19 protein-coding genes are annotated in these 21,777 nt (G+C 60.6%); 14 read left to right on the top strand and 5 right to left on the bottom strand.

Annotation, left to right across the window (positions count from 1 at the left end):
• Nucleotides 1-28: 28 nt before the first annotated feature.
• The 7 genes from D3P04_RS21000 to D3P04_RS20970 all read left to right on the top strand — a co-directional run bounded on the left by D3P04_RS21000 (nucleotide 29) and on the right by D3P04_RS20970 (nucleotide 7,947).
• Nucleotides 29-349, top strand: a complete 321-nt coding sequence (locus D3P04_RS21000) for a TIGR02300 family protein (RefSeq protein WP_119751837.1) — start codon at nucleotides 29-31, stop codon at nucleotides 347-349.
• A 47-nt stretch (nucleotides 350-396) separates the two neighbouring features.
• Nucleotides 397-789: a DoxX family protein gene (locus D3P04_RS20995; protein WP_119751836.1), complete on the top strand. Its 393-nt coding sequence runs from the start codon at nucleotides 397-399 to the stop codon at nucleotides 787-789.
• Between the two features lie 145 nt (nucleotides 790-934).
• Nucleotides 935-2,791, top strand: a complete 1,857-nt coding sequence (locus D3P04_RS20990; protein ID WP_119751835.1) for an extracellular solute-binding protein — start codon at nucleotides 935-937, stop codon at nucleotides 2,789-2,791.
• Between the two features lie 107 nt (nucleotides 2,792-2,898).
• Nucleotides 2,899-3,978 carry a microcin C ABC transporter permease YejB gene (locus D3P04_RS20985; RefSeq protein ID WP_119751834.1) on the top strand — a complete coding sequence of 360 codons (1,080 nt, stop codon included), beginning with the start codon at nucleotides 2,899-2,901 and terminating at the stop codon, nucleotides 3,976-3,978.
• Nucleotides 3,978-5,081, top strand: coding sequence for an ABC transporter permease (locus tag D3P04_RS20980; RefSeq protein ID WP_119751833.1), 1,104 nt, complete (start codon nucleotides 3,978-3,980; stop codon nucleotides 5,079-5,081). The genes D3P04_RS20985 and D3P04_RS20980 overlap by 1 nt, the downstream gene beginning before the upstream one ends.
• Nucleotides 5,078-6,727 carry an ABC transporter ATP-binding protein gene (locus D3P04_RS20975; RefSeq protein ID WP_119751832.1) on the top strand — a complete coding sequence of 550 codons (1,650 nt, stop codon included), beginning with the start codon at nucleotides 5,078-5,080 and terminating at the stop codon, nucleotides 6,725-6,727. The genes D3P04_RS20980 and D3P04_RS20975 overlap by 4 nt, the downstream gene beginning before the upstream one ends.
• Complete coding sequence (locus D3P04_RS20970; RefSeq protein WP_119751831.1) at nucleotides 6,724-7,947, top strand: glycosyltransferase family 4 protein; 1,224 nt, start codon at nucleotides 6,724-6,726, stop codon at nucleotides 7,945-7,947. Before D3P04_RS20975 ends, D3P04_RS20970 begins: the two co-directional genes overlap by 4 nt.
• Nucleotides 7,948-8,000: 53 nt before the next feature.
• On the opposite strand, the gene bhcR is transcribed toward D3P04_RS20970, so the two are convergent.
• Nucleotides 8,001-8,801, bottom strand: a complete 801-nt coding sequence (gene bhcR / locus D3P04_RS20965) for an HTH-type transcriptional regulator BhcR (protein ID WP_119751830.1) — start codon at nucleotides 8,799-8,801, stop codon at nucleotides 8,001-8,003.
• Between the two features lie 185 nt (nucleotides 8,802-8,986).
• Between bhcR and bhcA the strand changes: the two genes are divergently transcribed.
• From bhcA to D3P04_RS20935, 6 genes are read left to right on the top strand one after another with little or no spacing between them, the layout of a single operon-like run.
• Entirely contained in the window at nucleotides 8,987-10,174 is a 1,188-nt protein-coding gene (gene bhcA / locus D3P04_RS20960; RefSeq protein WP_119751829.1) for an L-aspartate--glyoxylate aminotransferase BhcA, read from the top strand.
• On the top strand, nucleotides 10,174-11,151 hold the full coding sequence (gene bhcB / locus D3P04_RS20955) for a beta-hydroxyaspartate dehydratase BhcB (protein WP_220475385.1): 978 nt from the start codon (nucleotides 10,174-10,176) through the stop codon (nucleotides 11,149-11,151). Before bhcA ends, bhcB begins: the two co-directional genes overlap by 1 nt.
• Complete coding sequence (bhcC, locus tag D3P04_RS20950; RefSeq protein ID WP_119751827.1) at nucleotides 11,148-12,311, top strand: 3-hydroxy-D-aspartate aldolase BhcC; 1,164 nt, start codon at nucleotides 11,148-11,150, stop codon at nucleotides 12,309-12,311. Before bhcB ends, bhcC begins: the two co-directional genes overlap by 4 nt.
• A complete protein-coding gene (gene bhcD / locus D3P04_RS20945; RefSeq protein ID WP_119751826.1) occupies nucleotides 12,311-13,273 on the top strand; it encodes an iminosuccinate reductase BhcD in 963 nt (320 codons plus the stop codon). Before bhcC ends, bhcD begins: the two co-directional genes overlap by 1 nt.
• A gap of 35 nt (nucleotides 13,274-13,308) precedes the next feature.
• Nucleotides 13,309-14,802, top strand: coding sequence for a nucleobase:cation symporter-2 family protein (locus D3P04_RS20940; RefSeq protein WP_119751825.1), 1,494 nt, complete (start codon nucleotides 13,309-13,311; stop codon nucleotides 14,800-14,802).
• Nucleotides 14,789-16,147 carry an 8-oxoguanine deaminase gene (locus tag D3P04_RS20935; protein ID WP_119751824.1) on the top strand — a complete coding sequence of 453 codons (1,359 nt, stop codon included), beginning with the start codon at nucleotides 14,789-14,791 and terminating at the stop codon, nucleotides 16,145-16,147. The genes D3P04_RS20940 and D3P04_RS20935 overlap by 14 nt, the downstream gene beginning before the upstream one ends.
• A 41-nt stretch (nucleotides 16,148-16,188) precedes the next feature.
• Here the strand turns inward: D3P04_RS20935 and D3P04_RS20930 are convergent, their stop codons facing one another.
• From D3P04_RS20930 to D3P04_RS20915, 4 genes are all read right to left on the bottom strand, one after another.
• On the bottom strand, nucleotides 16,189-17,910 hold the full coding sequence (locus tag D3P04_RS20930; protein ID WP_220475384.1) for an ABC transporter permease: 1,722 nt from the start codon (nucleotides 17,908-17,910) through the stop codon (nucleotides 16,189-16,191).
• Nucleotides 17,911-17,929: 19 nt separating this feature from the next.
• On the bottom strand, nucleotides 17,930-18,898 hold the full coding sequence (locus D3P04_RS20925) for an ABC transporter substrate-binding protein (protein ID WP_119751823.1): 969 nt from the start codon (nucleotides 18,896-18,898) through the stop codon (nucleotides 17,930-17,932).
• A gap of 29 nt (nucleotides 18,899-18,927) precedes the next feature.
• Complete coding sequence (locus D3P04_RS20920) at nucleotides 18,928-20,019, bottom strand: ABC transporter ATP-binding protein (protein WP_119751822.1); 1,092 nt, start codon at nucleotides 20,017-20,019, stop codon at nucleotides 18,928-18,930.
• Between the two features lie 343 nt (nucleotides 20,020-20,362).
• Complete coding sequence (locus D3P04_RS20915) at nucleotides 20,363-20,965, bottom strand: thiamine phosphate synthase (protein ID WP_119751821.1); 603 nt, start codon at nucleotides 20,963-20,965, stop codon at nucleotides 20,363-20,365.
• Between the two features lie 72 nt (nucleotides 20,966-21,037).
• Here D3P04_RS20915 and D3P04_RS20910 point away from each other — a divergent pair, with 72 nt between their 5' ends.
• A complete protein-coding gene (locus D3P04_RS20910) occupies nucleotides 21,038-21,766 on the top strand; it encodes an RNA methyltransferase (RefSeq protein WP_119751820.1) in 729 nt (242 codons plus the stop codon).
• Nucleotides 21,767-21,777 lie beyond the last annotated feature (11 nt).

The following is a 21,777-nucleotide window of genomic DNA, read 5'->3' as shown; positions in this document are numbered from 1 at the left end:
TCCCTAATCGCGGCGGAAGGAGATTACCATGCCCAAAGAGGAATGGGGCACGAAACGTCTGTGCCCGCATTGTGCCACCCGGTTCTACGACCTGAACAACAATCCGATGACCTGTCCGGCCTGCGGCAGCGAGATGACACTGGAAAGCCTGAAAGAAGGCCGGACCAAATCGCTGGTCAGTGACAAGACGGCTGCAGATAGCGATGATGATGCCAATCTGGTGGATGATGACGACGATCTGGACACGGATGGCGGTGATCTGGACGATGATCTGCTGGAAGACGACGATGACGACGGCGACGTGTCCCTGGACGATATCGCGGACGTGTCCAACGAGGACGACGAGTGACCAGCCCATTCCGGGCAGCGCTTGATTGAACAGAGGATGGAAATGACATGTCTTTGAAATCTCTTTCGCGCTATGCGCCAATCTTCCTGAGCGTGCTGCGGATCGTCGCGGCACTGATCTTCATGGCGCATGGCACGCAGAAATTGCTGGGTTTCCCGGCCAGCGATATGAGCCCTGCGGTTCTATCGCTTCCGTGGATCGCCGGAGCTATGGAACTGGTGGGCGGAGCCTTGCTTGTCCTGGGCCTGTTCACGCGCCCGGTGGCCTTCCTGCTTTCGGGCGAGATGGCCGTCGCCTATTGGATGGTACATGCGCCTCAAAGCCCGTTCCCGGTGCTGAACGGTGGCGACGCCTCGATCCTGTATTGCTTCGTGTTTCTGTATATTTTCTTTGCTGGTCCCGGACCGATCAGCGTGGATGCCCAGGGTGGCCGTGCCTGAACCTGAACAGGCGACAAAATCGGAAAACGGGGCCCTGTGGCCCCGTTTTCATTATGAAGCGACGTGAACTCACGAAAACGCGGGTTGATCGTCGGGCGGCGGCTGCCTAGCGTTGCGCCTGACCATTCCTTGCAGGAGCCTGCCGATGCGCCATCTCGTCCTGATCGCCACCCTGACCCTGGGAGCAGCCCCGGCTGCGCTGTCACAAGAGGCATCTGCCGATGGCGAGACGATCATCAAATCTCACGGCATTACCTATTTCGGCGAACCGAGCCTGCCTGCGGATTTCAAGCATCTGCCTTACGTGAATCCCGACGCGCCCAAAGGGGGGGAACTGTCGCAATACGGAATCGGCGGATATAACAGCTTCAACCCCTATACGTTCCGGGGGCGGGCGACGGCGCCCAGCGTCATGGCGATCGAGAACTTGATGATTCCGGTCGCTGACGATCCTCTGGCCAGTTATTGCCTGCTTTGCGAAACGATTGAATATCCGGAAAGTCGCGACTGGGTGATCTTCAATCTGCGGCCCGAGGCGAAATTCAGCGATGGCACGCCGCTGACCGCCGATGACGTGAAATTCACCTATGAAATGCTGCGCGAAAAGGCGTTTTCCTCTTATCGTACCATGCTTGAGGAATATGTCGCGTCGGTAGAGGTGCTTGATCCGCATCGCGTCAAATTCGTCTTTACGCCTGAAGCTCCGCGTCGGGATATCATTTCGCAGATGGGCGGGATGAGCGTATTCTCCGAAAAGGATTTCGAGGATAACAATTACGATCTGGAACAGCCGACGAAAAAGCCGTTTCTCGGCTCGGGTCCCTATGCGCTGGAACGGCAGGATTTCGGCCGTTCGATCACTTTGAAAAGAAACCCCGATTATTGGGGGAAGGATTTGCCGATCAATATCGGACGGAACAATTTCGACAGGTTGCGCTTCGAATATTTCGACGATTACGATGCCGCTTTCGAAGCGTTCAAGGCCGGGATCTATACGTTCCGAGCCGAGCAATCCGATCAGCACTGGGCAACGCGCTATAATTTCCCTGCTGTGGAAAACGGTCAGGTGATCAAGGAAGAAATCCCCAATGGCGATCTGGCGGATGCCGACGCATGGGTATTCAATCTGCGGCGCGAGAAATTTCAGGATCCGCGTGTGCGTGAAGCCATCGGACTCGCCTTCAATTTCGAGTGGAGCAATTCCGCGCTCTTCTACGATCTGAATGAGCGTGTCACCTCACTTTGGGAGAATTCGGATCTCAAGGCCAGCGGTACTCCGTCGGAAGCCGAACTGGCCTTGCTTGAACCTCTGGCGGACAGCTTGCCCGAAGGCGTTCTGACCGATGAGCCGGTGTCTCCGCCGGTTTCCGGCGAACGCCAGCTGGATCGCAAGAACATGCGTCAGGCCGGTGTGCTGCTGGAAGAGGCCGGATGGCGCACCGGCGATGACGGAATGCGCCGGAATGACAAGGGGCAGACCCTGAAGGTCGAATTTCTTTATTCCAACCAAAGCGTCGAACGGTACACGACGCCCTTTGTCCAGAACCTTCGGACGATCGGCGTGGATGCCGTGGCCACCCGCATTGATCCGTCCGAATTGACGACCCGCACCCGCTCGCATGAATTCGATATCGTGGAAGCGACGCTGGGCGGGGCCTATGTCTTTGCCGGCGGAATGGAGCAGCGTTACGGATCGGAAGACGCCAATGATGTCTTCAATCCGATGGGGCTGGCCGATCCTGCCGTCGATGCCCTGATCGCGCATGGCCAGAAAGCGACGACGCTGGAAGAAACCAATATCGTCATCAGTGCCCTTGACCGGGTGATGCGGGCTTTGCGCTTCTGGGTGCCGCAATGGTACAAACCGGATTATCTGGTTGCATATTACGATTACTACGAACATCCCAAGGAATTGCCGCCCCATGCGCTTGGAGTGACGGATTTCTGGTGGGCCAACCCCGAGAAACTCGATAAGCTCAAGCAAGATGGCGTGCTGCAGTAACGATCACTTGGCTTGATTTCGGGTGCCGGATTGCCCACAAGGCAAGATAATCGAACAGGGCCGGTAAGGTCCGCGACCCCCGAAGGGGTGGGCAGAAGGACAGGCTGATGGGCGCCTATATCCTGCGGCGAGTGCTGCTGATCATCCCCACGCTGATTGGCATCATGCTGATCAATTTCACGCTGACGCAATTCGTGCCCGGCGGCCCGATCGAGCAAATCGCCGCGCAGATGCAGGGCGAAGGGGATGTCCTCGCCAATCTCTCCGGGAGCGGCGCCGAGGTGGGCGGCTCGGAAGAGATGTACAAGGGCGCCTATGGTCTTCCACCCGAATTCATCGCGAAGCTTGAAAAGGAATTCGGCTTCGACAAGCCCGCGCATGAACGTTTCCTGATGATGATGGGTAATTATCTGCGCTTCGATTTCGGGGAGAGCTGGTTCTATGGGCGCGACGTGATCGATCTGGTGATCGAGAAACTGCCGGTATCGATCACATTAGGGTTATGGTCGACGCTTCTGGGTTATCTGATCTCGATTCCGCTGGGGATCCGCAAGGCCGTCCGGGACGGTTCGCGTTTCGACAACTGGACGTCCGGCATTATCGTCATGGGATATGCGATCCCGGCCTTTCTTTTCGCGGTGCTTCTGATCGTGCTTTTCGCGGGCGGCACCTATTGGAAGATTTTCCCGCTCCGCGGCTTGACCAGCGATGTCTCCGTCTGGTCCGAGCTTTCGCTTTGGGGCAAGATCCTGGATTATATGTGGCACGCCGCGCTGCCGGTGATCGCCATGTCGATCTCGGCTTTCGCGACGCTGACCCTGTTGACCAAGAACAGCTTCCTGGATCAGATCAGCAAGCAATATGCCATGACCGCGCGCGCCAAGGGCCTGACCGAGCGGGGGGTGCTGTATGGCCATGTCTTCCGCAATGCGATGCTGATCGTGATCGCGGGTTTTCCGGCCACCTTCCTCGGTGCGTTTTTTGGGTCGTCCATCCTGATCGAGAATATCTTCTCGCTTGACGGTCTGGGCCTGCTGGGCTTCGAGGCGACGGTCAAGCGCGATTATCCGTTGATCTTCGGCACGCTTTACGTCTTTGGCCTGCTTAGTCTGGTGATCGGCATCCTGACCGACCTGACTTATGTTCTGGTCGATCCAAGGATCGATTTCGAGAAGAGGGACGGGTGATGGCGCTCTCGGAACTCAATCGTCGCCGCCTGCGCAATTTCCGCCGCAATCGCCGCGCTTTCTGGTCGCTGGTGATCCTGACGATCCTGTTTGTGATCTCGTCTTTTGCCGAACTCGTTGCCAATGATAGACCGATCGTCGTCAGCTATCGCGGAGAGCTTTACTGGCCGGTCATGAATTTCTATCCCGAAAGCGCATTCGGAAGCGATTTCAATACCGAAGCGATCTATACCGACCCGGCAGTGCAATGCCTGATCAAAAGCGGAGGCCGTGAAGCCTGCTGGGACGAGCCCGAACAGATCATCGCGTCGATCGACAACGGGACCAGCGATGTCCCCAAAGCCGAGCAGGGCTGGATGATCTGGCCACCGATCCCCTATCATTACCGGACCATCAATAATGTCGGCACGGTGCCAAGCGCGCCCGATGCCGATCACTGGCTTGGGACGGACGATACCTCTCGCGATGTGCTGGCGCGGGTGATATACGGCTTCCGCACCTCAATCCTGTTTACCCTGATCGTGACGACATTGGCATCGCTGGTCGGGATCACTGCCGGGGCGATTCAGGGCTATTTCGGCGGGCGCACGGATTTGATCCTGCAGCGCCTGCTCGAAATATGGGCCTCGACGCCGACGCTTTACGTCATCATCATCCTGTTTGCCGTTCTGGGACGAAGTTTCTGGCTGTTGGTCTTTGTCATGATCCTGTTCAGTTGGCCCGCCCTGGTGGGGGTGGTCAGGGCCGAGTTTCTCAGGGCACGGAACTTCGAATATGTGCAGGCGGCGCGTGCGCTTGGCGTCTCGGACCGCAAGATCATGTTCCGCCATATTCTGCCTAATGCGATGGTCGCGACGATGACGATGCTGCCCTTCATCGTGACCGGAACGATCAGCACGCTGGCCGGGCTGGACTATCTGGGCTACGGCCTTCCGACCTCGGCTCCGTCGTTGGGCGAACTGGCACTGCAGGCGAAACAGAACCTGCCTGCGCCATGGCTGGCATTCACGGCCTTTTTCACCTTTACCGTTATGCTGTCGCTTCTCGTGTTCATATTCGAGGGCGTGCGCGATGCCTTCGATCCGCGGAAGACGTTCAAATGACCAGTGCCGAAGACACCATCATCCGCTCCGAACAGCCCGGCGAGGCATCTTGCGATCCGGTGCTGGAGGTGCGGGATCTGCGCGTGGCATTTCAGCAGGACGGCAAGCGTGTCGATGCCGTCAAAGGGGTCAGTTTCCATATCGGGCGGGGCGAAACGCTTGCCCTGGTCGGCGAATCCGGTTCGGGGAAGTCGGTTTCGGCATTGTCTACGGTGCGGCTTCTGGGGGATGCCGCCGAAGTCTCGGGCTCGGTGCGCTATGAAGGGCGGGAAATTATCGAAGCGCCTGAAAAACTGCTGCGTACCATCAGGGGCAACGATATCAGCTTTATTTTTCAAGAACCGCTGACATCCCTGAATCCGTTGCATACGCTGGAAAAGCAGATCACGGAAAGTGTCAGGCTGCATCAGGGCCTGACCGGCGCAAAAGCCCGGGAACGGGTGATAGAGCTTTTGAACCGCGTCGGCATCCGTAATCCCGAATCGCGGCTTGCGGATTATCCGCATCAGCTTTCGGGCGGCCAGCGGCAACGGATCATGATCGCCATGGCGTTGGCCAATGGACCCGAGCTGCTGATCGCCGATGAACCGACAACGGCCCTTGACGTAACCATTCAGGCGCAGATCCTCGACCTGTTGGCCGAATTGAAGAAGGCCGAGGGGCTTAGCCTTCTGTTCATCAGCCACGATCTGGGCGTCGTGCGCCGTATCGCCGACCGGGTCTGCGTGATGAAGGACGGCGTGATCGTCGAGCAGGGACCGACCGAGAAAATCTTTTCGGATCCGCAACATGAATATACGAGGAAACTTCTTGCGGCCGAGCCGAAGGGCATGGCCGATCCTGTTCGCGACGATGCAAAGACGATGGTCGAGACCCGAGATCTGAAGGTCTGGTTTCCGATTAAGCGCGGATTTCTTCGCCGGGTTGTGGGGCATGTGAAAGCCGTGGATGGCGCGACCCTTTCCGTGAGGCAAGGCGAGACATTGGGGATCGTCGGAGAATCCGGCAGCGGCAAGACGACGCTGGCGCTGGCGATCATGCGGCTGATCGAGAGCCAGGGACCGATCCTGCTCATGGGGCAGGATATCGCTGGCAGGCAGGGCAGGCAGTTGCGTCGGCTGCGCCGCGATATGCAGGTCGTGTTTCAGGATCCCTTCGGCAGCCTGTCACCCCGCATGACGGTCGAGCAGATCATCGCGGAAGGGCTTGGCGTGCACGAGGTCGATCCGACCCGCGACCATCGCGAAATGGTCGCCGAGATCATGGCCGAAACCGGGCTGGACCCTTCGGTAATGCATCGCTATCCGCATGAATTCAGCGGTGGCCAGCGCCAGCGTATCGCCATTGCCCGCGCGATGATTCTACGTCCCAAGGTCGTGGTGCTGGACGAGCCGACATCGGCGCTGGATATGACGGTGCAGGTCCAGATCGTTCAGCTTCTGCGCGATCTTCAGCGAAAACATAACCTGACCTTCCTGTTCATCAGTCACGATCTGCGGGTGGTCCGCGCCATGTCACATCAGATCATGGTCATGCGCGCGGGCGAGGTGCTGGAATATGGCGAGGCTGCCGGGATCTTTAACAATCCGAAGACCGAATATACCCGGGCTCTGTTGAAAGCGGCCTTTCCTGAACGTGATCTATGAAGATTTTATTTGTTCACCAGAATTTTCCCGGACAGTTCCCCCATCTCGCCCCCGCACTCGCCGATCGCGGGCACGAGGTTCTGGCGCTGACGGATGCGAATAACCAACGGCCCTCTCCGGTCCGGACGGTCCGCTACAAGGAGCCGAACAGGATTCAGACCGACGGTGTTCTGGGCCGGGCCTATTCGGTCAATGCGGAACGCGGATTGATGGCAGCCCGCGGCGCACGTGCGCTGCGCGACGATCACGGGTTTACCCCGGATGTCATCATCGGCCATTCAGGCTGGGGCGAGACATTGTTTCTGAAGGAAATCTGGCCCGAAGCGAAACTGCTGATCTATGCCGAACTGATGTACCGGACCACCGGTGCCGATGTCGGGTTTGATGCCGAAATGTCTCCGGAAAACCTTGAGGCACGGCTGATGACCGTCGCGCGCTCGGCGCATCTGATTCAGGGCATCGTTCAGGCGGATGCGGCCATCGCTCCGACACAGTATCAGGCCGACAGCTTCCCGCCGGAACTGCGCCGGAAAATCTCGGTGATCCATGATGGTATCAATACGCAAAGGGTACGCCCGAACCCTGACGCGCGGCTGATCCTTCCCAACGGGCGCGAATTGCGGGTCGGGGATGAGGTGCTCAGTTTCGTTTCCCGCTCGCTGGAACCCTATCGCGGCTTTCATGTCTTCATGCGGGCGTTGCCGGATGTACTGGCGCGGCGTCCCGATGCCCAGGTGGTTCTGGTCGGTGGGGATGGCGTCAGCTACGGCAAGTCGCCCGAAGACGGTCGAAGCTGGAAGGATGTCATGCTCGAGGAAATCGGGGGAAGGCTTGATCCCGAACGGGTGCATTTTGTCGGACGTCTGCCCTATGGGCAATATCTGTCGCTGATGCAGCTTGCCCGCGTGCATTGCTACCTGACATATCCATTCGTCCTGTCCTGGTCACTGACCGAGGCGATGTCCGCAGGGGCCTATATCGTGGCGTCGGATACCGAACCCGTGCGCGAGGTGATCCGCGATGGCGAGAACGGGCGGCTGGTGCCGTTCTTCGATCAGGCGGCACTGTCTGCGGCGATGATCCGTGGATTGGAAGGCGATCCCGAGGCCGAACGGCTGAAACGCGCCGCCCGCCAGACAATTTGCGATGGCTATGATCTGCATCTGCGCTGCCTGCCGCGCCAGATCGAATGGGTGGAAGGTTTCGACCCGGCGCGATAGGCGCGTGCCGCCATGCATGCAGGATACCTCCGGATTGGTCTGATGGATGGTTTTCAGCCGCCCATGGCTTGGGTCAAATCCTGGGCGGCGGCGGCCACGGCGGCGCCAAGCGTCTTGACATGTTCATGGCCGATCCGATGCGTCGGACCGCTGACCGATATGCCCGCGACGGCCTCTCCGGTCAGATCGAAGACAGGGGCGGCGATGCAGCGCATGCCGCGCGTCTTCTCTTCGTCATCGAAAGAGAAACCGCGGGCGCGGATGCGGGTCATATCCTCCTGCAGGGCGGCGGCTGTCGTCAGGGTCTTGTCGGTGAAACGGATCAGTTCACCCTCATCCAGAAGCATCCGCAGGGTTTCTGGACGCCCGAAGGCCAGAAGCGCCTTGCCGATGCCCGATGCATGAAGTGGTGAACGTGTACCGGGCGGGAAGAAGGCACGGATCGTCTCTTGCGTTTCAGCCTGGGCGACGAACAGCACCGCATCGCCGTTCAGAATACCGAGATTGGCAGTCTCGAATGTATGTTCCATCAGGCCGCGCAGGATGGGGCGGGCACGTTCGACGATCCCTGAGCGCCGCATGAAGGCCGAACCCAGCCGGAATGTAGCCGGGCCGATATGCCATGTCTGTGTCGCCGGATCGGCTTCGGCCACACCGCGAGCAGACAGCGTGTGCAGCACCCGATGGACCGTCGAGGGCGATTGTTTCATCTGCTCGGCGATTTCGCTAAGCGTCAGGCCGGGCTGGGCCGCCAGCAGGTCCAGCATGTCCAGAGCGCGGTCCAGTGCCTGAATGGTGCCGGAAGATTCGCCTGAGTTGCGCGGGCGGCCGCGGCGGCGGGTAGGTTCGGGCATTATTTACCTCTGCTTGATGATGTATCCTCATTGCGGCGAAAATGGCTTTCGGCAAGTGGAAAATGCCAACCATCTGTAATGACGCCAGATTATGGCATAATTCTGCCTATTGAAAATATTTTCCAGAAAAATTGCAGCATTGCAATACCCGAGTTAGTCTGAGGATAACTCGCAGGAGGAATGTCATGACAAACCAGAATCCCGTTTTCATCCCCGGTCCGACCAATATCCCCGAGGTCTTGCGCAAGGCCGTGGACATGCCGACCATCGATCACCGCAGCCCGGTTTTCGGTGAAATCCTTCATCCCGCGCTTGAAGGGGTGAAGAAGGTTCTGAAAACCGTCAAGGGACAGATCTTTGTCTTTCCCTCGACCGGAACGGGCGGATGGGAAACGGCCATCAGCAACACGCTTTCCCCCGGTGACAAGGTGCTGGCGACCCGCAACGGCATGTTCAGCCATCGCTGGATCGACATGTGCCAGCGGCACGGGCTGGATGTGCAGGTCGTGACGCAAGAATGGGGCGGTGGTGTCCCTGCCGACAAGTTCGAAGAGATCCTGACCGCTGATAAAGAACATCGGATCAAGGTCGTTCTGGCCACGCATAACGAGACCGCAACCGGCGTGAAATCTGATATTGCCGCCGTGCGCCGCGCACTTGATGCGGCGGGGCATCCGGCGATGCTGTTCGTCGATGGGGTCAGCTCTATCGGCAGCATGGATTTCCGCATGGACGAATGGGGCGTCGATATCGCCGTCACCGGCTCGCAAAAGGGTTTCATGCTGCCGCCTGGTCTGGCGATCGTTGGCGTCTCGCCCAAGGCGATGGAAGCAACGGAAACCGCGAAACTGCCGCGCACATTCTTTGATATCCGCGATATGGCCAAGGGCTATGCGAATAACGGTTATCCCTATACGCCGCCGGTCGGCCTGCTGAACGGGCTGAACCTGTCCACCCGGATGTTGCTTGATGAGGGGCTGGAGAATGTCTTCGCCCGCCACCATCGCATTGCCGAGGGGGTTCGTCAGGCGATTGCCGCGTGGGGGATGCAGCTTTGCGCCCTGCGGCCGGAACTCTATTCCGATAGCGTCAGTGCGATCCGGGTGCCCGAAGGTTTCGACGCGAATCTCGTAGTCAGCCATGCGCTTGAAGCCTATGGCATCGCATTCGGTACGGGACTTGGCGATGTCGCGGGCAAGGTGTTCCGCATCGGCCATCTGGGCAGTCTGACGGATGTCATGGCGCTGTCCGGTATCGCGACCGCCGAAATGGTGATGGCCGATCTGGGCCTGCCTGTCGCGCTGGGCAGCGGTGTCGCCGCCGCGCAGGAGCATTACCGCCAAAGCGCCGCCGCATTGAAAAAGGCCGCGTGATGAAGGATCAGGCCATGTATATTCCAACCCTGGACGATATGAAGGCAGCGCGCGAACGGATCGCGCCCCATATTCATCGCACGCCGGTTCTGACCTCGCGCATGCTGAATGAACTGACCGGGGCCGAGCTGTTCTTCAAATGCGAGAACCTGCAAAAGGCCGGCGCGTTCAAGGCGCGCGGGGCCAGTAACGCGGTGTTCGGCCTGACGGATGCGCAGGCGGCCCGTGGTGTCGCCACGCATTCCAGCGGCAATCACGGGACTTGCCTGTCCTATGCCGCCGGGCAAAGGGGGATACCCTGCACGGTGGTGATGCCGCGCACCGCGCCTCAGGCCAAGAAGGACGCGGTTCGCGGCTATGGCGCGCGGGTCGTCGAATGCGAACCGTCAACCAGCAGCCGCGAAGCTGTCTTTGCCGAGGTGGTGGCCGAGACGGGGGCCGAATTCGTACATCCCTATAATGATCCGCGTGTGATCGCGGGGCAGGGCACCTGCTCGGCTGAGATGATCGAACAGATCGAGGATCTGGATGCCGTAATCGCCCCGATCGGCGGGGGTGGAATGGTCTCGGGCACTTGTCTGACGCTGTCGAACCTTGCCCCGAAAGTGAAGATTTATGCCGCCGAGCCCGCGCAGGCCGATGATGCCATGCGCAGCTTCAAGGCCGGGCATATCATCGCCGATGATGCCCCGAAGACGGTTGCCGATGGTCTGCTGGTGCCGTTGAAGGAGCTGACATGGCATTTCGTGCAGCGCCATGTCACCGACATCCTGACCGCCTCGGATCCCGAGATCGTCGAGGCGATGAAACTGATCTGGAAACGCATGAAGATCGTGATGGAGCCGTCAAGCGCCGTGCCCTTGGCCACGATCCTGAAGAACCGCGATATTTTTGCCGGCAAGCGGGTCGGCGTCATCATCACTGGCGGCAATGTCGATCTCGACAAGCTGCCGTGGAATCAAGGAGAGTTGCAATGAACGCGCCTGTGAATTTCGACAATCTTGAAGTGGGTTTCGACGTTCCCGCCCTGCCGGGGATGGATGAGGCCGATATCCAGACGCCTTGCCTGATCCTGGATCTGGATGCGCTGGAGCGGAATATCAAGAAGATGGGCGATTACGCCCGTGCGCATGGGATGCGCCACCGCGCCCATGGCAAGATGCATAAATCCGTCGATGTGCTGAAATTGCAGGAAAAGCTGGGCGGCGCGATTGGCGTTTGCTGTCAGAAGGTCAGCGAGGCCGAAGTTTTCGCCCGCGGTGGGATCAAGGATATTCTGGTCAGCAATCAGGTCCGGGACCCGCAGAAGATCGACCGGTTGGCGCGGATGCCGAAACTGGGCTGCCGGGTGATTGTCTGCGTCGATGACGTCGCCAATATCGCCGATCTGTCGGCTGGTGCGCAAAAGCATGGCACCACTCTGGACATTTTTGTCGAGATCGATTGCGGGGCGGGACGCTGCGGCGTCAGAACGACCGAAGAGGTCGTGGCGATCGCCAAGGCTGCGGATGCCGCAGAAGGGCTGAACTTCCTTGGAATTCAGGCCTATCAGGGCGCGATGCAGCATATCGACAGCTATGAGGACCGCAAGGCCAAGCTGGATGCCGCGATTGCGCAGGTGAAAGACGCGGTCGAGGGGCTCAAGGCCGAGGGGCTGGAGCCCGAACTGGTCTCGGGCGGCGGCACCGGCAGCTATTATTTCGAAAGCAATTCGGGTGTTTACAATGAATTGCAATGCGGTTCCTACGCCTTCATGGATGCCGATTACGGTCGTATCCTGGACGAAAACGGCAAACGCATCGACAAGGGTGAATGGGAGAACGCGATGTTCATCCTGACCAGCGTCATGAGTCACGCGAAGCCCGACAAGGCGATCTGCGATGCCGGCCTCAAGGCGCAATCGGTCGATAGTGGCCTGCCTTTCATCTATGGCCGCGACGATGTGGAATATATCAAATGCAGCGACGAGCATGGCGTGATCAGCGACCCCAATGGGGTGCTGAAGGTCAATGAAAAGCTGCGGCTGGTTTCGGGGCATTGCGATCCGACCTGCAATGTTCATGACTGGTATGTGGGTGTTCGGAACGGCAAGGTCGAAACGGTGTGGCCGGTTTCGGCACGGGGGAAGGCCTACTGATGTGGATCGTTCCGGAAAAAGAGATCGCCGGGCTGATGACGCCCGAAGCGGCGTTCGATGCGGTTCAGGCGGTATTTGCCGCCATGGCAAGCGGGGAAGCCAGCAACTTCCCCGTGGTGCGCGAAGCCATCGGGCATGAAGATGCGCTTTACGGGTTCAAGGGCGGTTTCGACCGCAGCGCCCTGAACCTTGGCTTGAAGGCTGGCGGCTACTGGCCCAACAACCAGAAACGCGAGTTGATCAATCATCAGTCCACCGTGTTTCTGTTCGATGCCGATACCGGCCGGGTTCAGGCAGCGGTCGGGGGAAACCTGCTAACCGCGCTGCGCACCGCTGCGGCAAGCGCCGTCTCGATCCGGCATCTTGCGCCTGAAGGCGCGAAGGTGCTTGGCATGATCGGTGCGGGCCATCAATCGGCGTTCCAGATGCGGGCCGCCGCCCGTGTGGGTGATTTCGAGCGGGTGCTTGGCTGGAATCCGCATCCCGAGATGCTGTCCCGCCTCGCCGATACCGCCGCCGAACTGGGTCTGCCTTTCGAAGCCGTGGAGCTTCCACGTCTGGGGGCAGAGGCGGATGTGATCATCTCGATCACCTCGGCATTCGAGCCGCTGTTGCTGGATGGTCAGGTCAAGGGCCGTACCCATATCGCCGCGATGGGAACGGACACCAAGGGCAAGCAGGAACTTGACCCGAAGCTGGTCGCGCGGTCGCGGCTGTTTACCGATGAGGTTGCCCAATCGGTCAGCATCGGGGAGTTTCAGCACGCATTTACGGATAAATCCATTTCCACTGACGATGTGACCGCGATAGGTCAGGTGATTATCGGTCAACACCAAGGACGTGGAGATGCGGAGGTTACGATTTTTGACGGTACCGGGGTTGGATTACAGGATCTTGCAGTCGCGGGGGCCGTTCTGGAGCTGGCAAAACAACAAAAAAAGGCCGTCGAGGTCGATATCTGACACGACAGCGACATCAGTGGAAAGGGAGGTCCGCAATGTCTGACGCAACTATTCAGGCAGGAGAATCAGGGGCGGTGCATGCTGTCGATGAGATCCTGCCCGCCCCGAAACTTCTGACGCTCGGGTTTCAGCATGTGCTGGTCATGTATGCGGGGGCGATTGCGGTCCCGCTGATCGTCGGCCGGGCGTTGCAGCTGACGCCCGAAGAAGTCGCGTTCCTGATCTCGGCCGATCTGTTCGTCTGCGGGATCGTCTCGATCATTCAAAGCCTTGGGACGACCCAGTATTTCGGGATCAAGCTGCCGGTGATGATGGGCGTCACATTTGCCTCGGTCGGGCCGATGGTGGCGATCGCCTCCGCGACGCCGGGACATGAGGGGGCAAGGGCGCTGTTTGGCTCGATCATCGCGGCGGGACTGCTCGGCATTGTCCTTGCGCCGGTGGTCAGCAAGATGCTGCGCTTCTTTCCGCCGGTCGTGACCGGCACCCTGATCCTGACCATCGGTATCAGCCTGATGCCTATCGGGATCAACTGGATCTTCGGTCTGCCGGCCGGTCCGACTGCGCCCAAGCTTGTGGACCCGGCGGCGCAGGAATGGCTGCAACAGGCCATTGCCGCGGGCGGCGTGCCTGAAAGCGTTCAACTTGCGCCGACGATCAGCAACCCGGCATATGCTTCAAGCCAGAATATCCTGATCGCGGTGCTCGTGCTGGGAACGATCCTGCTGATCTCGCGCTATGCCAGCGGTTTCCTTGCCAATATCGCCGTGCTGATCGGTATTGCGGTGGGTGGCGTGGTTGCGACCATGCTGGGCATGATGCATTTCGAAAAGATCGGCGAAGCAAGCTGGTTCGCATTGATCAAGCCTCTGCATTTCGGGATACCGACCTTTGATCCGATCATGATCCTGACCATGCTGCTGGTGATGCTGGTCACGATGATTGAATCCACCGGCATGTTCCTCGCGCTCAGCGATATCTGCAAGAAGCCGCTGTCCCAGAAACCTCTGGCCGCCGGCCTGCGGGCGGATGGGCTGGGAACGGCGATTGGCGGGCTGTTCAACACCTTTCCCTATACGTCCTTTTCGCAGAATGTCGGGCTGGTGGGGGTCACCGGTATCCGCTCCCGCTTTGTCTGCGTGGCGGGTGGTGCGATCATGATCGTGCTGGGGCTGATCCCGAAAATGGGCGCCCTGGTCGAGTCGCTTCCGACCACGGTTCTGGGCGGTGCCGGGCTGGTCATGTTCGGCATGGTCGCCGCAACCGGAGTGCGCATTCTGGCGCGTGTCGATTTCGCCGGTAACCGGCATAACTTGTTCATCGTCGCCATCTCGGTGGGTATCGGCATGATCCCGATGATCGCGCCCGATTTCAACCAGTGGATGCCGCACGCGCTTCACCCGCTGATCCATTCGGGGATCCTGCTGGCCGCGATTTCGGCGGTGCTGCTGAACTGGTTCTATAATGGCGCGCCTCATATCGACGAAGAAGCCGTGAAAGAGGCGGGGCACGCGAATGAAGGCCACTAGGACGCTGATCCGCAATGCCGATATCGTCGTCACCATGAATGACGACCGGCAAGAGATCGCGGGCGGGGATATCCTGATCGAGAATGGCAGAATCGCAGCGGTGGGTCACAACCTGCCGCGCGAGAGCGCCGAGGTGATCGAGGCCGGGGGATGCGTTGTCACCCCCGGTCTGATCAATACCCATCACCATCTGTTCCAGACCCTGACCCGCGCGGTTCCGGCCGCGCAGGACGCGGCGCTGTTCGGCTGGTTGCGGACACTTTATCCGATCTGGGCACGGATGGGACCTGATGATATCCGGCTTTCGGCACAGGTCGGGCTGGCGGAACTGGCGCTGTCGGGTTGCACCTGCTCGTCGGACCATCTTTATCTGTTCCCGAATGGTGCAAGGCTGGACGATTCCATCGAGGCGGCCTCGGAAATCGGCATCCGCTTCACCGCCACAAGGGGCGCGATGTCCATCGGCGAAAGCAAGGGCGGATTGCCGCCCGATGCGCTGGTCGAGGATGAAGCCGCGATTCTGCGCGATAGTGAGCGGGTGGTGGATGCGTTCCACGATCCCGGCGAGGGGGCGATGGTGCAGGTGGCGCTTGCCCCTTGCTCGCCCTTTTCCGTCAGCCGTGAATTGATGCGCGACGCCGCCGTTCTGGCGCGTGAGAAAGGCGTGCGCCTGCATACTCATCTGGCCGAGAATGATGAAGATATCCGCTATTCCCTGGATAATTTCGGTATGCTTCCGGGGGATTACGCCGAAAGCCTTGGCTGGACCGGAGACGATGTCTGGCATGCCCATTGCGTCAAGCTGTCCGCCCCTGAAATCGACCTTTTTGCCCGCAGCGGAACCGGAGTGGCGCATTGCCCCTGTTCGAATGCGCGGCTGGCCAGTGGGATCGCGCCAGTCCGGGCCATGCGCGATGCGGGAGTGCCGGTGGGCCTGGGCGTGGACGGCTCGGCCAGCAATGATTGCAGCCATCTGGGGCTGGAGGCGCGGCAGGCGATGCTGGTCGCTCGCCTGAAAGACGGTCCGGCGGCGATGGGTGCGCGAGAAGCGCTTGAGATCGCGACGCTTGGCGGCGCGCGCGTGTTGGGCCGCAGCGATATCGGGGCGTTGAAGCCCGGCATGCAAGCGGATCTGGTTCTGTGGGATGTCAGCGACCTGCCCTTGGCCGGGCAATGGGATCCCGTGGCCGCATTGACATTCTGCGCACCGATCCGGCCTCGGGCGGTGTATGTGCAGGGCAGGGCGGTCGTTCAGGATCACCGCTTGCAGACCGCCGATCCCCGCGACCTGTATGCGCGGGCGAAAACGGCCGTTGCCCGGCTTGCTGGTGAGACCCCGCTTTGACGATGCGTTGCGGCGGGGGGCATCCGCTCTGGAAATCACCCTCAGTCGCGCCAGGGTAAAACCCCGGGCGGCAGCCGGCGGCCGAATATCAGGCTGGCCAGCATCAGGATCAGGACAAGCGCGACCATCAGGCAGCCCACCGCCGCCGCCAGCGTGGAGGAGCCTGCCTCTTCCAGAAAGATGATCATCGGTCCGATGGTCTGCGCCCGCGATGTGACCAGCAGGACGGAGACCTGAATCTCGTTGATCGCGGTCATGAAGACCAGCACCGCCGAGGCCATGACCGAAGGGGCGAGACCGGGCAGGGCGATATCGCGCAGGCGGGCGAAAAGACTGGCGCCGGTCAGTTGCGCCGCCTCGTCCAGAACCCGGTCGATCTGCGCATAACCGCCCAGTATCGGACGTAGCGTGAGGGCCAGAAAATTCGACAGATAGGCGGCAAGGATCACCCAGACGGTACCGTAAAGCCCGGTGCCGATCAGCGGCAGAGGGCGCAGAAAGAACAGGATCATCGCCACTCCGATGATGATGCCGGGCAATGCATAGGCCAGTTCCGAGGCCAGCATCAGTCCCCGGGCCAGCCACCCCCGGCGCCAGCTTAACACATAGCCGAGCGCGACCGAGACCGGGATCAGCACCGCCACCGCCGCCAAGGTCAGCCACAGACTGGTCAGAAAGGCATCGCGGATGCCTTCATGACGAAACAGTGCATTGGCGAAATTCTGGAAGGTGATGGTTTCGGCATTCAGCGGTTGCCCATAGCCGCGCACCAATGCGCTGCCCAGCAATGCGGTCAGGGGCAGGATCAGGCAAAGCGCCAGATAGCCCCATGCCAGCAGCGTGACCGGTGCGCGCCATGCGCCCAACGACAGGCGCGGTGGCCGGCTGCTGTTGTCCACGCGCTGATCGCCTCGTTTGCCCAACCATGCGGTCACAGCCATTCCCATGACCGTCAACCCGGCCAGCAGAAGCGCCAGAAGCGCCATGTCGTTCAGTGCCGAGGGACCGTAGGAATTCATTTGCCTGTAGATCAGGGTGATCAGGGTGGGCACCCGCGCGGGAATTCCCAGCATTGCCTGAATGCCGAAATTGCCGATCGAGGATACGAACGCCAATGCCGCTCCGGCAAAGATCCCGCCGCGGATCAAGGGCAGCACGATGTCACGGGTGACGGGCAGCGGGCGTGCTCCGGCCGAGCGGGCCGCTTCGATCAGCGGCGCGGGCAGGCGATACAGGCTGGCACGAACCGACAGGAACACCAAAGGCGCATTGTAAAGCCCCAGCAGGAAGACGATTCCACCGGCAGAATAAAGCGGATGGCGCGTGCCTGGCGTCAGCGACAGGCCAAGTGGTCCCAGCAGCGGGCTGGCCGGAGAAAACGCCTGCAGCCAGGCAAGCGCGGTGACTTGCGGTGGAATCATCAGCGGCAGCACGAAGCCAAAGACCCAGAGCGTGCGCGCGCGCATATCGGTCAGCCCGGCCAGCAGTGCCGCGGCGGTTCCGATCACCGTGGCCAGCGCGGTGGCCGAAACCGAGATCCAGATGGTGTTGAGCGTCGCATCGATCACCCGGCCCCCGGCAAGCGTCCGGAGAATGCGCGCGGCATCGAACCCGCCATCGGGGATCAGTGCCGCATATCCCAGCCGTGCAAGCGGCGCGATGGACAATATGCCCACGAACAGGATCAGCAGCAGCATGACAATGCGTTCGTCCTGCGTCCGCAAGAATGTCCGAAGCGCCCGCAAGGGGCGCTTCGTTTGCATCACCGCCTGACGCATCGGGTCATTGACCGAACGTTTCCGAGAATTTCTCGCGCATTTCGGCGTCGTTCTTGACGGCCTCCTGGACGTCGTAGCCCAGCAGCTTCATATCCGAGAGTTTTGGAAAACCCTCGGGGCCTTCGATGCCTGGCATGATCGGCAGGTAGCCCTGTTCGGTGACCAGCTTCTGCCCGTCCTCGCTCAGCAGGAAATCGACGAATTGCTTCGCTGCGTCCGCGTTGTCGGTTGTGGACATGATGGCCACCGGCTCGGTGATAAAGGAAACGCCGTCGCTGGGTGCGATGAAATCGATCGGCGAGCCGTCGGCCTTGGCGTTCAATGCATTCGCATCCACGAGAATGGCGTATTTCGCCATGCCCGAGGCGACCGCCTTGGTGGCCGGGCCATTGCCGCCCTCGGGCACGATATCGAGATCGTTCAGCCCCTCAAAGAACGCCCAGCCAATATCGGGCGCATTGGTCAGCGCGTGCAGATGGATCAGTGCGGCGCCGGAATAAAGCGGGCTGGGCATGGCAATCTGGCCACGGTTCTCCTCGGTCAGCAGATCGGCCCAGCGTTCGACCGGCTCGGCGATATCGGGGTTATAGGCAATGCCGGTGGTCAGGGCCTTGGTGCCGAAATAGGTCATGTCGGCGTCATAGGTCGCCGGGTCATAATTTTCGACCGGCGCGTCGGGATAAGCCATCAGGTGTCCGCCCGCCTTCAATTCACCCAGATTGATGTCATCTGCCACAAGCAGCACATCCGCCTGAACCTGCCCGGCCTCGATCTCGGCGCGGATCACATTCATCAGCGCCGAGGTGCCGTTGCGGGTCCATTCGACCTTGATATCCGGATAGGCCGCCTGAAAGGCGTCCACGGTGCTTTGCGCCTGTTCAGGCGGCTGGCTGGTATAAAGGGTCAGCGTGGTTTCGGCATGGGCCGCACCGCAAAGCAGGGTGGCGGCAAGGGACAGGGAAAGGAAACGCATGGGAGATTCGTCCTTCGGTTGGAGGAGGGTTAAAACTGGGCCCGCGCGGCGGGAACGGGAATGACCCAGCCATCGCGCAGCCCTACCCGGACCCGTTGCCCGGGGGTCAGCGAAGCCGGGGCGGCGACATTCAGCGACAGAGGCACGGAACCCGAGGGTCCGGCCATAAGCTCTGCCCGCAGATAGGCGCCGCGATAGGTTGCGCGGGTGACATGGGCGTCAAAGCCCGGGGCGGCGTCTTCCGCCAGCAATTCCAGATCGCCGGGGTGGAACGAGATTTTGCCGCTGCGCTGTCCGCGTTGATCTGGCGCACATCGCAGCCGGACCGACTGCCCCAGCAGCGAAGCCGAGGCATGGCCATTGCCGATCGGCTGGATATGTTCGGCCTCGATCACGCGGCCTTCGCCGATGAAGCCCGCAACGGTTTCGGTTGCGGGTTGGCGAAACAGCGCATCGGGACGGTCGAACTGGACGATGCACCCGTGATCCATCACTGCGACCCGATCGGCCAATGCAAGCGCCTCGGCCTGATCATGGGTGATATAGAACATCGTCGCGCCCGAACGGGCATGGAAATTCGCGAATTCGGCTTCCAAGGCGCCGCGCAGATGCACATCCAGATTGGCAAGCGGCTCGTCCAGCAAAACGATCCGGCTTTCCATCGCCAGGCACCGCGCAAGCGCGACACGCTGTCGCTGGCCGCCGGACAGATCGGCGGGGCGCCTGCCGGCAAACCCGCCCAGTTCGACCAGATCCAGCGCATGGGCGGTGCGGGCCTCGCGTTCCCTGCGCGGCATGCCCGCGATCTTCAGGCCATAAGCGACATTCTGCGCTACGGTCATATGCGGCCATAGCGCATAGTTCTGAAACACCACGCCGATGCCGCGCTGCTCGGGTGGCAGATGATGATCCGGCGAGGAGACGAGATGGCCATCGACAGAGATTCGACCGGAATCGATCCGCTCGAATCCTGCAATACATCGCAGTAGTGTCGTCTTGCCGCAGCCCGACGGACCAAGGACCGAGACGAACTCCCCTGAACCGATGGACAGCGCGACCTGATGCAGAACCTGTGTCTGGCCAAAGGATTTATCCAGACAGGCAATGTCGATCGCGCTCATCCCGGCCCCGTATGCTTGCTTTGCAAAGCTGTGCAGCTTGGGGCGTGTTTCGGAGGATTATGCGACAGCCTGACGACGAAAACATGACGAAATCATGAAATCCCGCCATGGTAACGCGTCTGGCCCGGGGCGCTGTCCGTCACAGGTCAGGCTCTACCCCGGACCGGGATATTTGGATGAAGAAGAAAGGGCAGAGGGGAATTCGATCAGATGCGGCAGGTGATGAAAATGCAGGCTGGCGCATAAGATCGTGAATAGGGCGCGATCAAGGGCGTTTTTCGCCAAATCATCCGCGATTTATCGAGCAGATATTATGGGCGGAGATATTGCGGCGGGATCCCTCTCAGTCCCAGATCGAAGCTAACGCGGCGGTAGGGTCGTCTTCGCCCCAGATCTCGGAGCCGACTGCGACGAAATCGCAGGCCGTGGAGAATTTCTGGATCAGATCGCGTGACAGCGCGCCCTCTGCGACGACCGGCAATTCGATCATGTCGCTCCACCATTGAAACAATTCGAACGGCGCCTGCTCGCCCCGGCCCAATGCGGTTTCGCCGACCGGGCCGAAACTGACATAATCGGCACCGGCCTCACCTGCATTCATGGCGTCATGGCGGGATGCGCCGCAATAGGCCCCCACGATGGCATCCGCGCCCAGTTCCTTGCGGGCCGCGCGGACGCCGCGTGCGCCATCGGTCAGATGGACGCCGTCCAGCCCGTGCCGCTGCACCAGCCGGATGTGATCTTCGATCACCACGGCGACATCGCGGGCATGGGCGATTTCGCGGGCAAGATCGGCAAGACGGCCAAGTTCGTCCTCTTCCGCGCCGCTGCGGATTCGCAGGCAGGCGACCGGGAAACGGTCCATCACCTCGGTCAGAAGAGGGCCAAGCGCGGATGCTTGCGCGCCTGCGGGGGTCATCAGGTAAAGCTGTGGGGCCTCGGTCATGATCTACTCCTGCATATCCCCTGCAGATAGCGCAGCTTGCCCGCCGCTGCCAGAGCGACTATTGCGCAGGCCATGGAAAACGATCGTCGACCCGTCATCATCCTTGTCCGCCCGCAGATGGGCGAGAATATCGGCGCGGCCGCCCGCGCGATGCTGAATTTCGGACTGGCCGAAATGCGGCTTGTCGCGCCGCGTGACGGTTGGCCCAATCCAAAGGCGGTGGCCATGGCCTCGGGGGCTGCCGGGCGGGTATTGGATCGGGCGCGGGTCTATCCGACATTGGCCGAGGCGATGGAGGGGGTGGAATTCGCATTCGCCACCACCGCGCGGGGGCGCGAGTTGTCGAAGCCCGTCCATACCCCGCAAAGCGCGATGGAGACGGCCCGCGCTTCTCAGGGGCGGGTGGCGATCATTTTCGGGCCTGAACGAGCCGGACTTGAGAATGAGGATGTCGCCCGTGCGAATGCGATCGTGACGGTGCCGGTCAATCCCGATTTCCCCTCGCTCAATCTGGCGCAGGCGGTTCTGCTGATGGGCTATGAATGGGGCCGCGACGATTTGCCGCCGGAGCCGTCGCCCCATGCCCGCCGCGAACGGGCCGAGATTCTGGCCGACAGGATCGAGATCGAGCGGCTGGGCGATCATTACGAGGAAAAGCTGGCTGAAGCCGGGTTTTTCTTTCCTGAAACCAAGGCGGCGAATATGCGGATGAACCTGCGGAACATGTGGGCGCGGCTGGTGCTGACGCGCGGCGATGTACGTATCCTGCATGGCATTCTGCGCCAATTGACCCGCCGATAAGCCCGGCATAC

Source organism: Paracoccus onubensis (assembly GCF_003591515.1).
Taxonomy (GTDB): Bacteria; Pseudomonadota; Alphaproteobacteria; order Rhodobacterales; family Rhodobacteraceae; genus Paracoccus; species Paracoccus onubensis.
Note: the sequence above shows the minus strand (reverse complement) of the source record. Positions and strands in the feature narration are given on the sequence as shown.

Bases quoted from the DNA above. Each gene is read 5' to 3' on its own strand.
- bhcC (WP_119751827.1), top strand. From the start codon at position 11,148: ATGAACGCGCCTGTGAATTTCGACAATCTTGAAGTGGGTTTCGACGTT.
- bhcA (WP_119751829.1), top strand. From the start codon at position 8,987: ATGACAAACCAGAATCCCGTTTTCATCCCCGGTCCGACCAATATCCCC.
- D3P04_RS20975 (WP_119751832.1), top strand. From the start codon at position 5,078: ATGACCAGTGCCGAAGACACCATCATCCGCTCCGAACAGCCCGGCGAG.
- bhcR (WP_119751830.1), bottom strand. From the start codon at position 8,801: ATGCCCGAACCTACCCGCCGCCGCGGCCGCCCGCGCAACTCAGGCGAA.
- D3P04_RS20940 (WP_119751825.1), top strand. From the start codon at position 13,309: ATGTCTGACGCAACTATTCAGGCAGGAGAATCAGGGGCGGTGCATGCT.
- D3P04_RS20970 (WP_119751831.1), top strand. From the start codon at position 6,724: ATGAAGATTTTATTTGTTCACCAGAATTTTCCCGGACAGTTCCCCCAT.
- D3P04_RS20990 (WP_119751835.1), top strand. From the start codon at position 935: ATGCGCCATCTCGTCCTGATCGCCACCCTGACCCTGGGAGCAGCCCCG.
- D3P04_RS21000 (WP_119751837.1), top strand. From the start codon at position 29: ATGCCCAAAGAGGAATGGGGCACGAAACGTCTGTGCCCGCATTGTGCC.
- D3P04_RS20925 (WP_119751823.1), bottom strand. From the start codon at position 18,898: ATGCGTTTCCTTTCCCTGTCCCTTGCCGCCACCCTGCTTTGCGGTGCG.
- bhcB (WP_220475385.1), top strand. From the start codon at position 10,174: ATGAAGGATCAGGCCATGTATATTCCAACCCTGGACGATATGAAGGCA.
- D3P04_RS20910 (WP_119751820.1), top strand. From the start codon at position 21,038: ATGGAAAACGATCGTCGACCCGTCATCATCCTTGTCCGCCCGCAGATG.
- bhcD (WP_119751826.1), top strand. From the start codon at position 12,311: ATGTGGATCGTTCCGGAAAAAGAGATCGCCGGGCTGATGACGCCCGAA.
- D3P04_RS20935 (WP_119751824.1), top strand. From the start codon at position 14,789: ATGAAGGCCACTAGGACGCTGATCCGCAATGCCGATATCGTCGTCACC.
- D3P04_RS20980 (WP_119751833.1), top strand. From the start codon at position 3,978: ATGGCGCTCTCGGAACTCAATCGTCGCCGCCTGCGCAATTTCCGCCGC.
- D3P04_RS20915 (WP_119751821.1), bottom strand. From the start codon at position 20,965: ATGACCGAGGCCCCACAGCTTTACCTGATGACCCCCGCAGGCGCGCAA.
- D3P04_RS20930 (WP_220475384.1), bottom strand. From the start codon at position 17,910: ATGCAAACGAAGCGCCCCTTGCGGGCGCTTCGGACATTCTTGCGGACG.
- D3P04_RS20995 (WP_119751836.1), top strand. From the start codon at position 397: ATGTCTTTGAAATCTCTTTCGCGCTATGCGCCAATCTTCCTGAGCGTG.
- D3P04_RS20920 (WP_119751822.1), bottom strand. From the start codon at position 20,019: ATGAGCGCGATCGACATTGCCTGTCTGGATAAATCCTTTGGCCAGACA.
- D3P04_RS20985 (WP_119751834.1), top strand. From the start codon at position 2,899: ATGGGCGCCTATATCCTGCGGCGAGTGCTGCTGATCATCCCCACGCTG.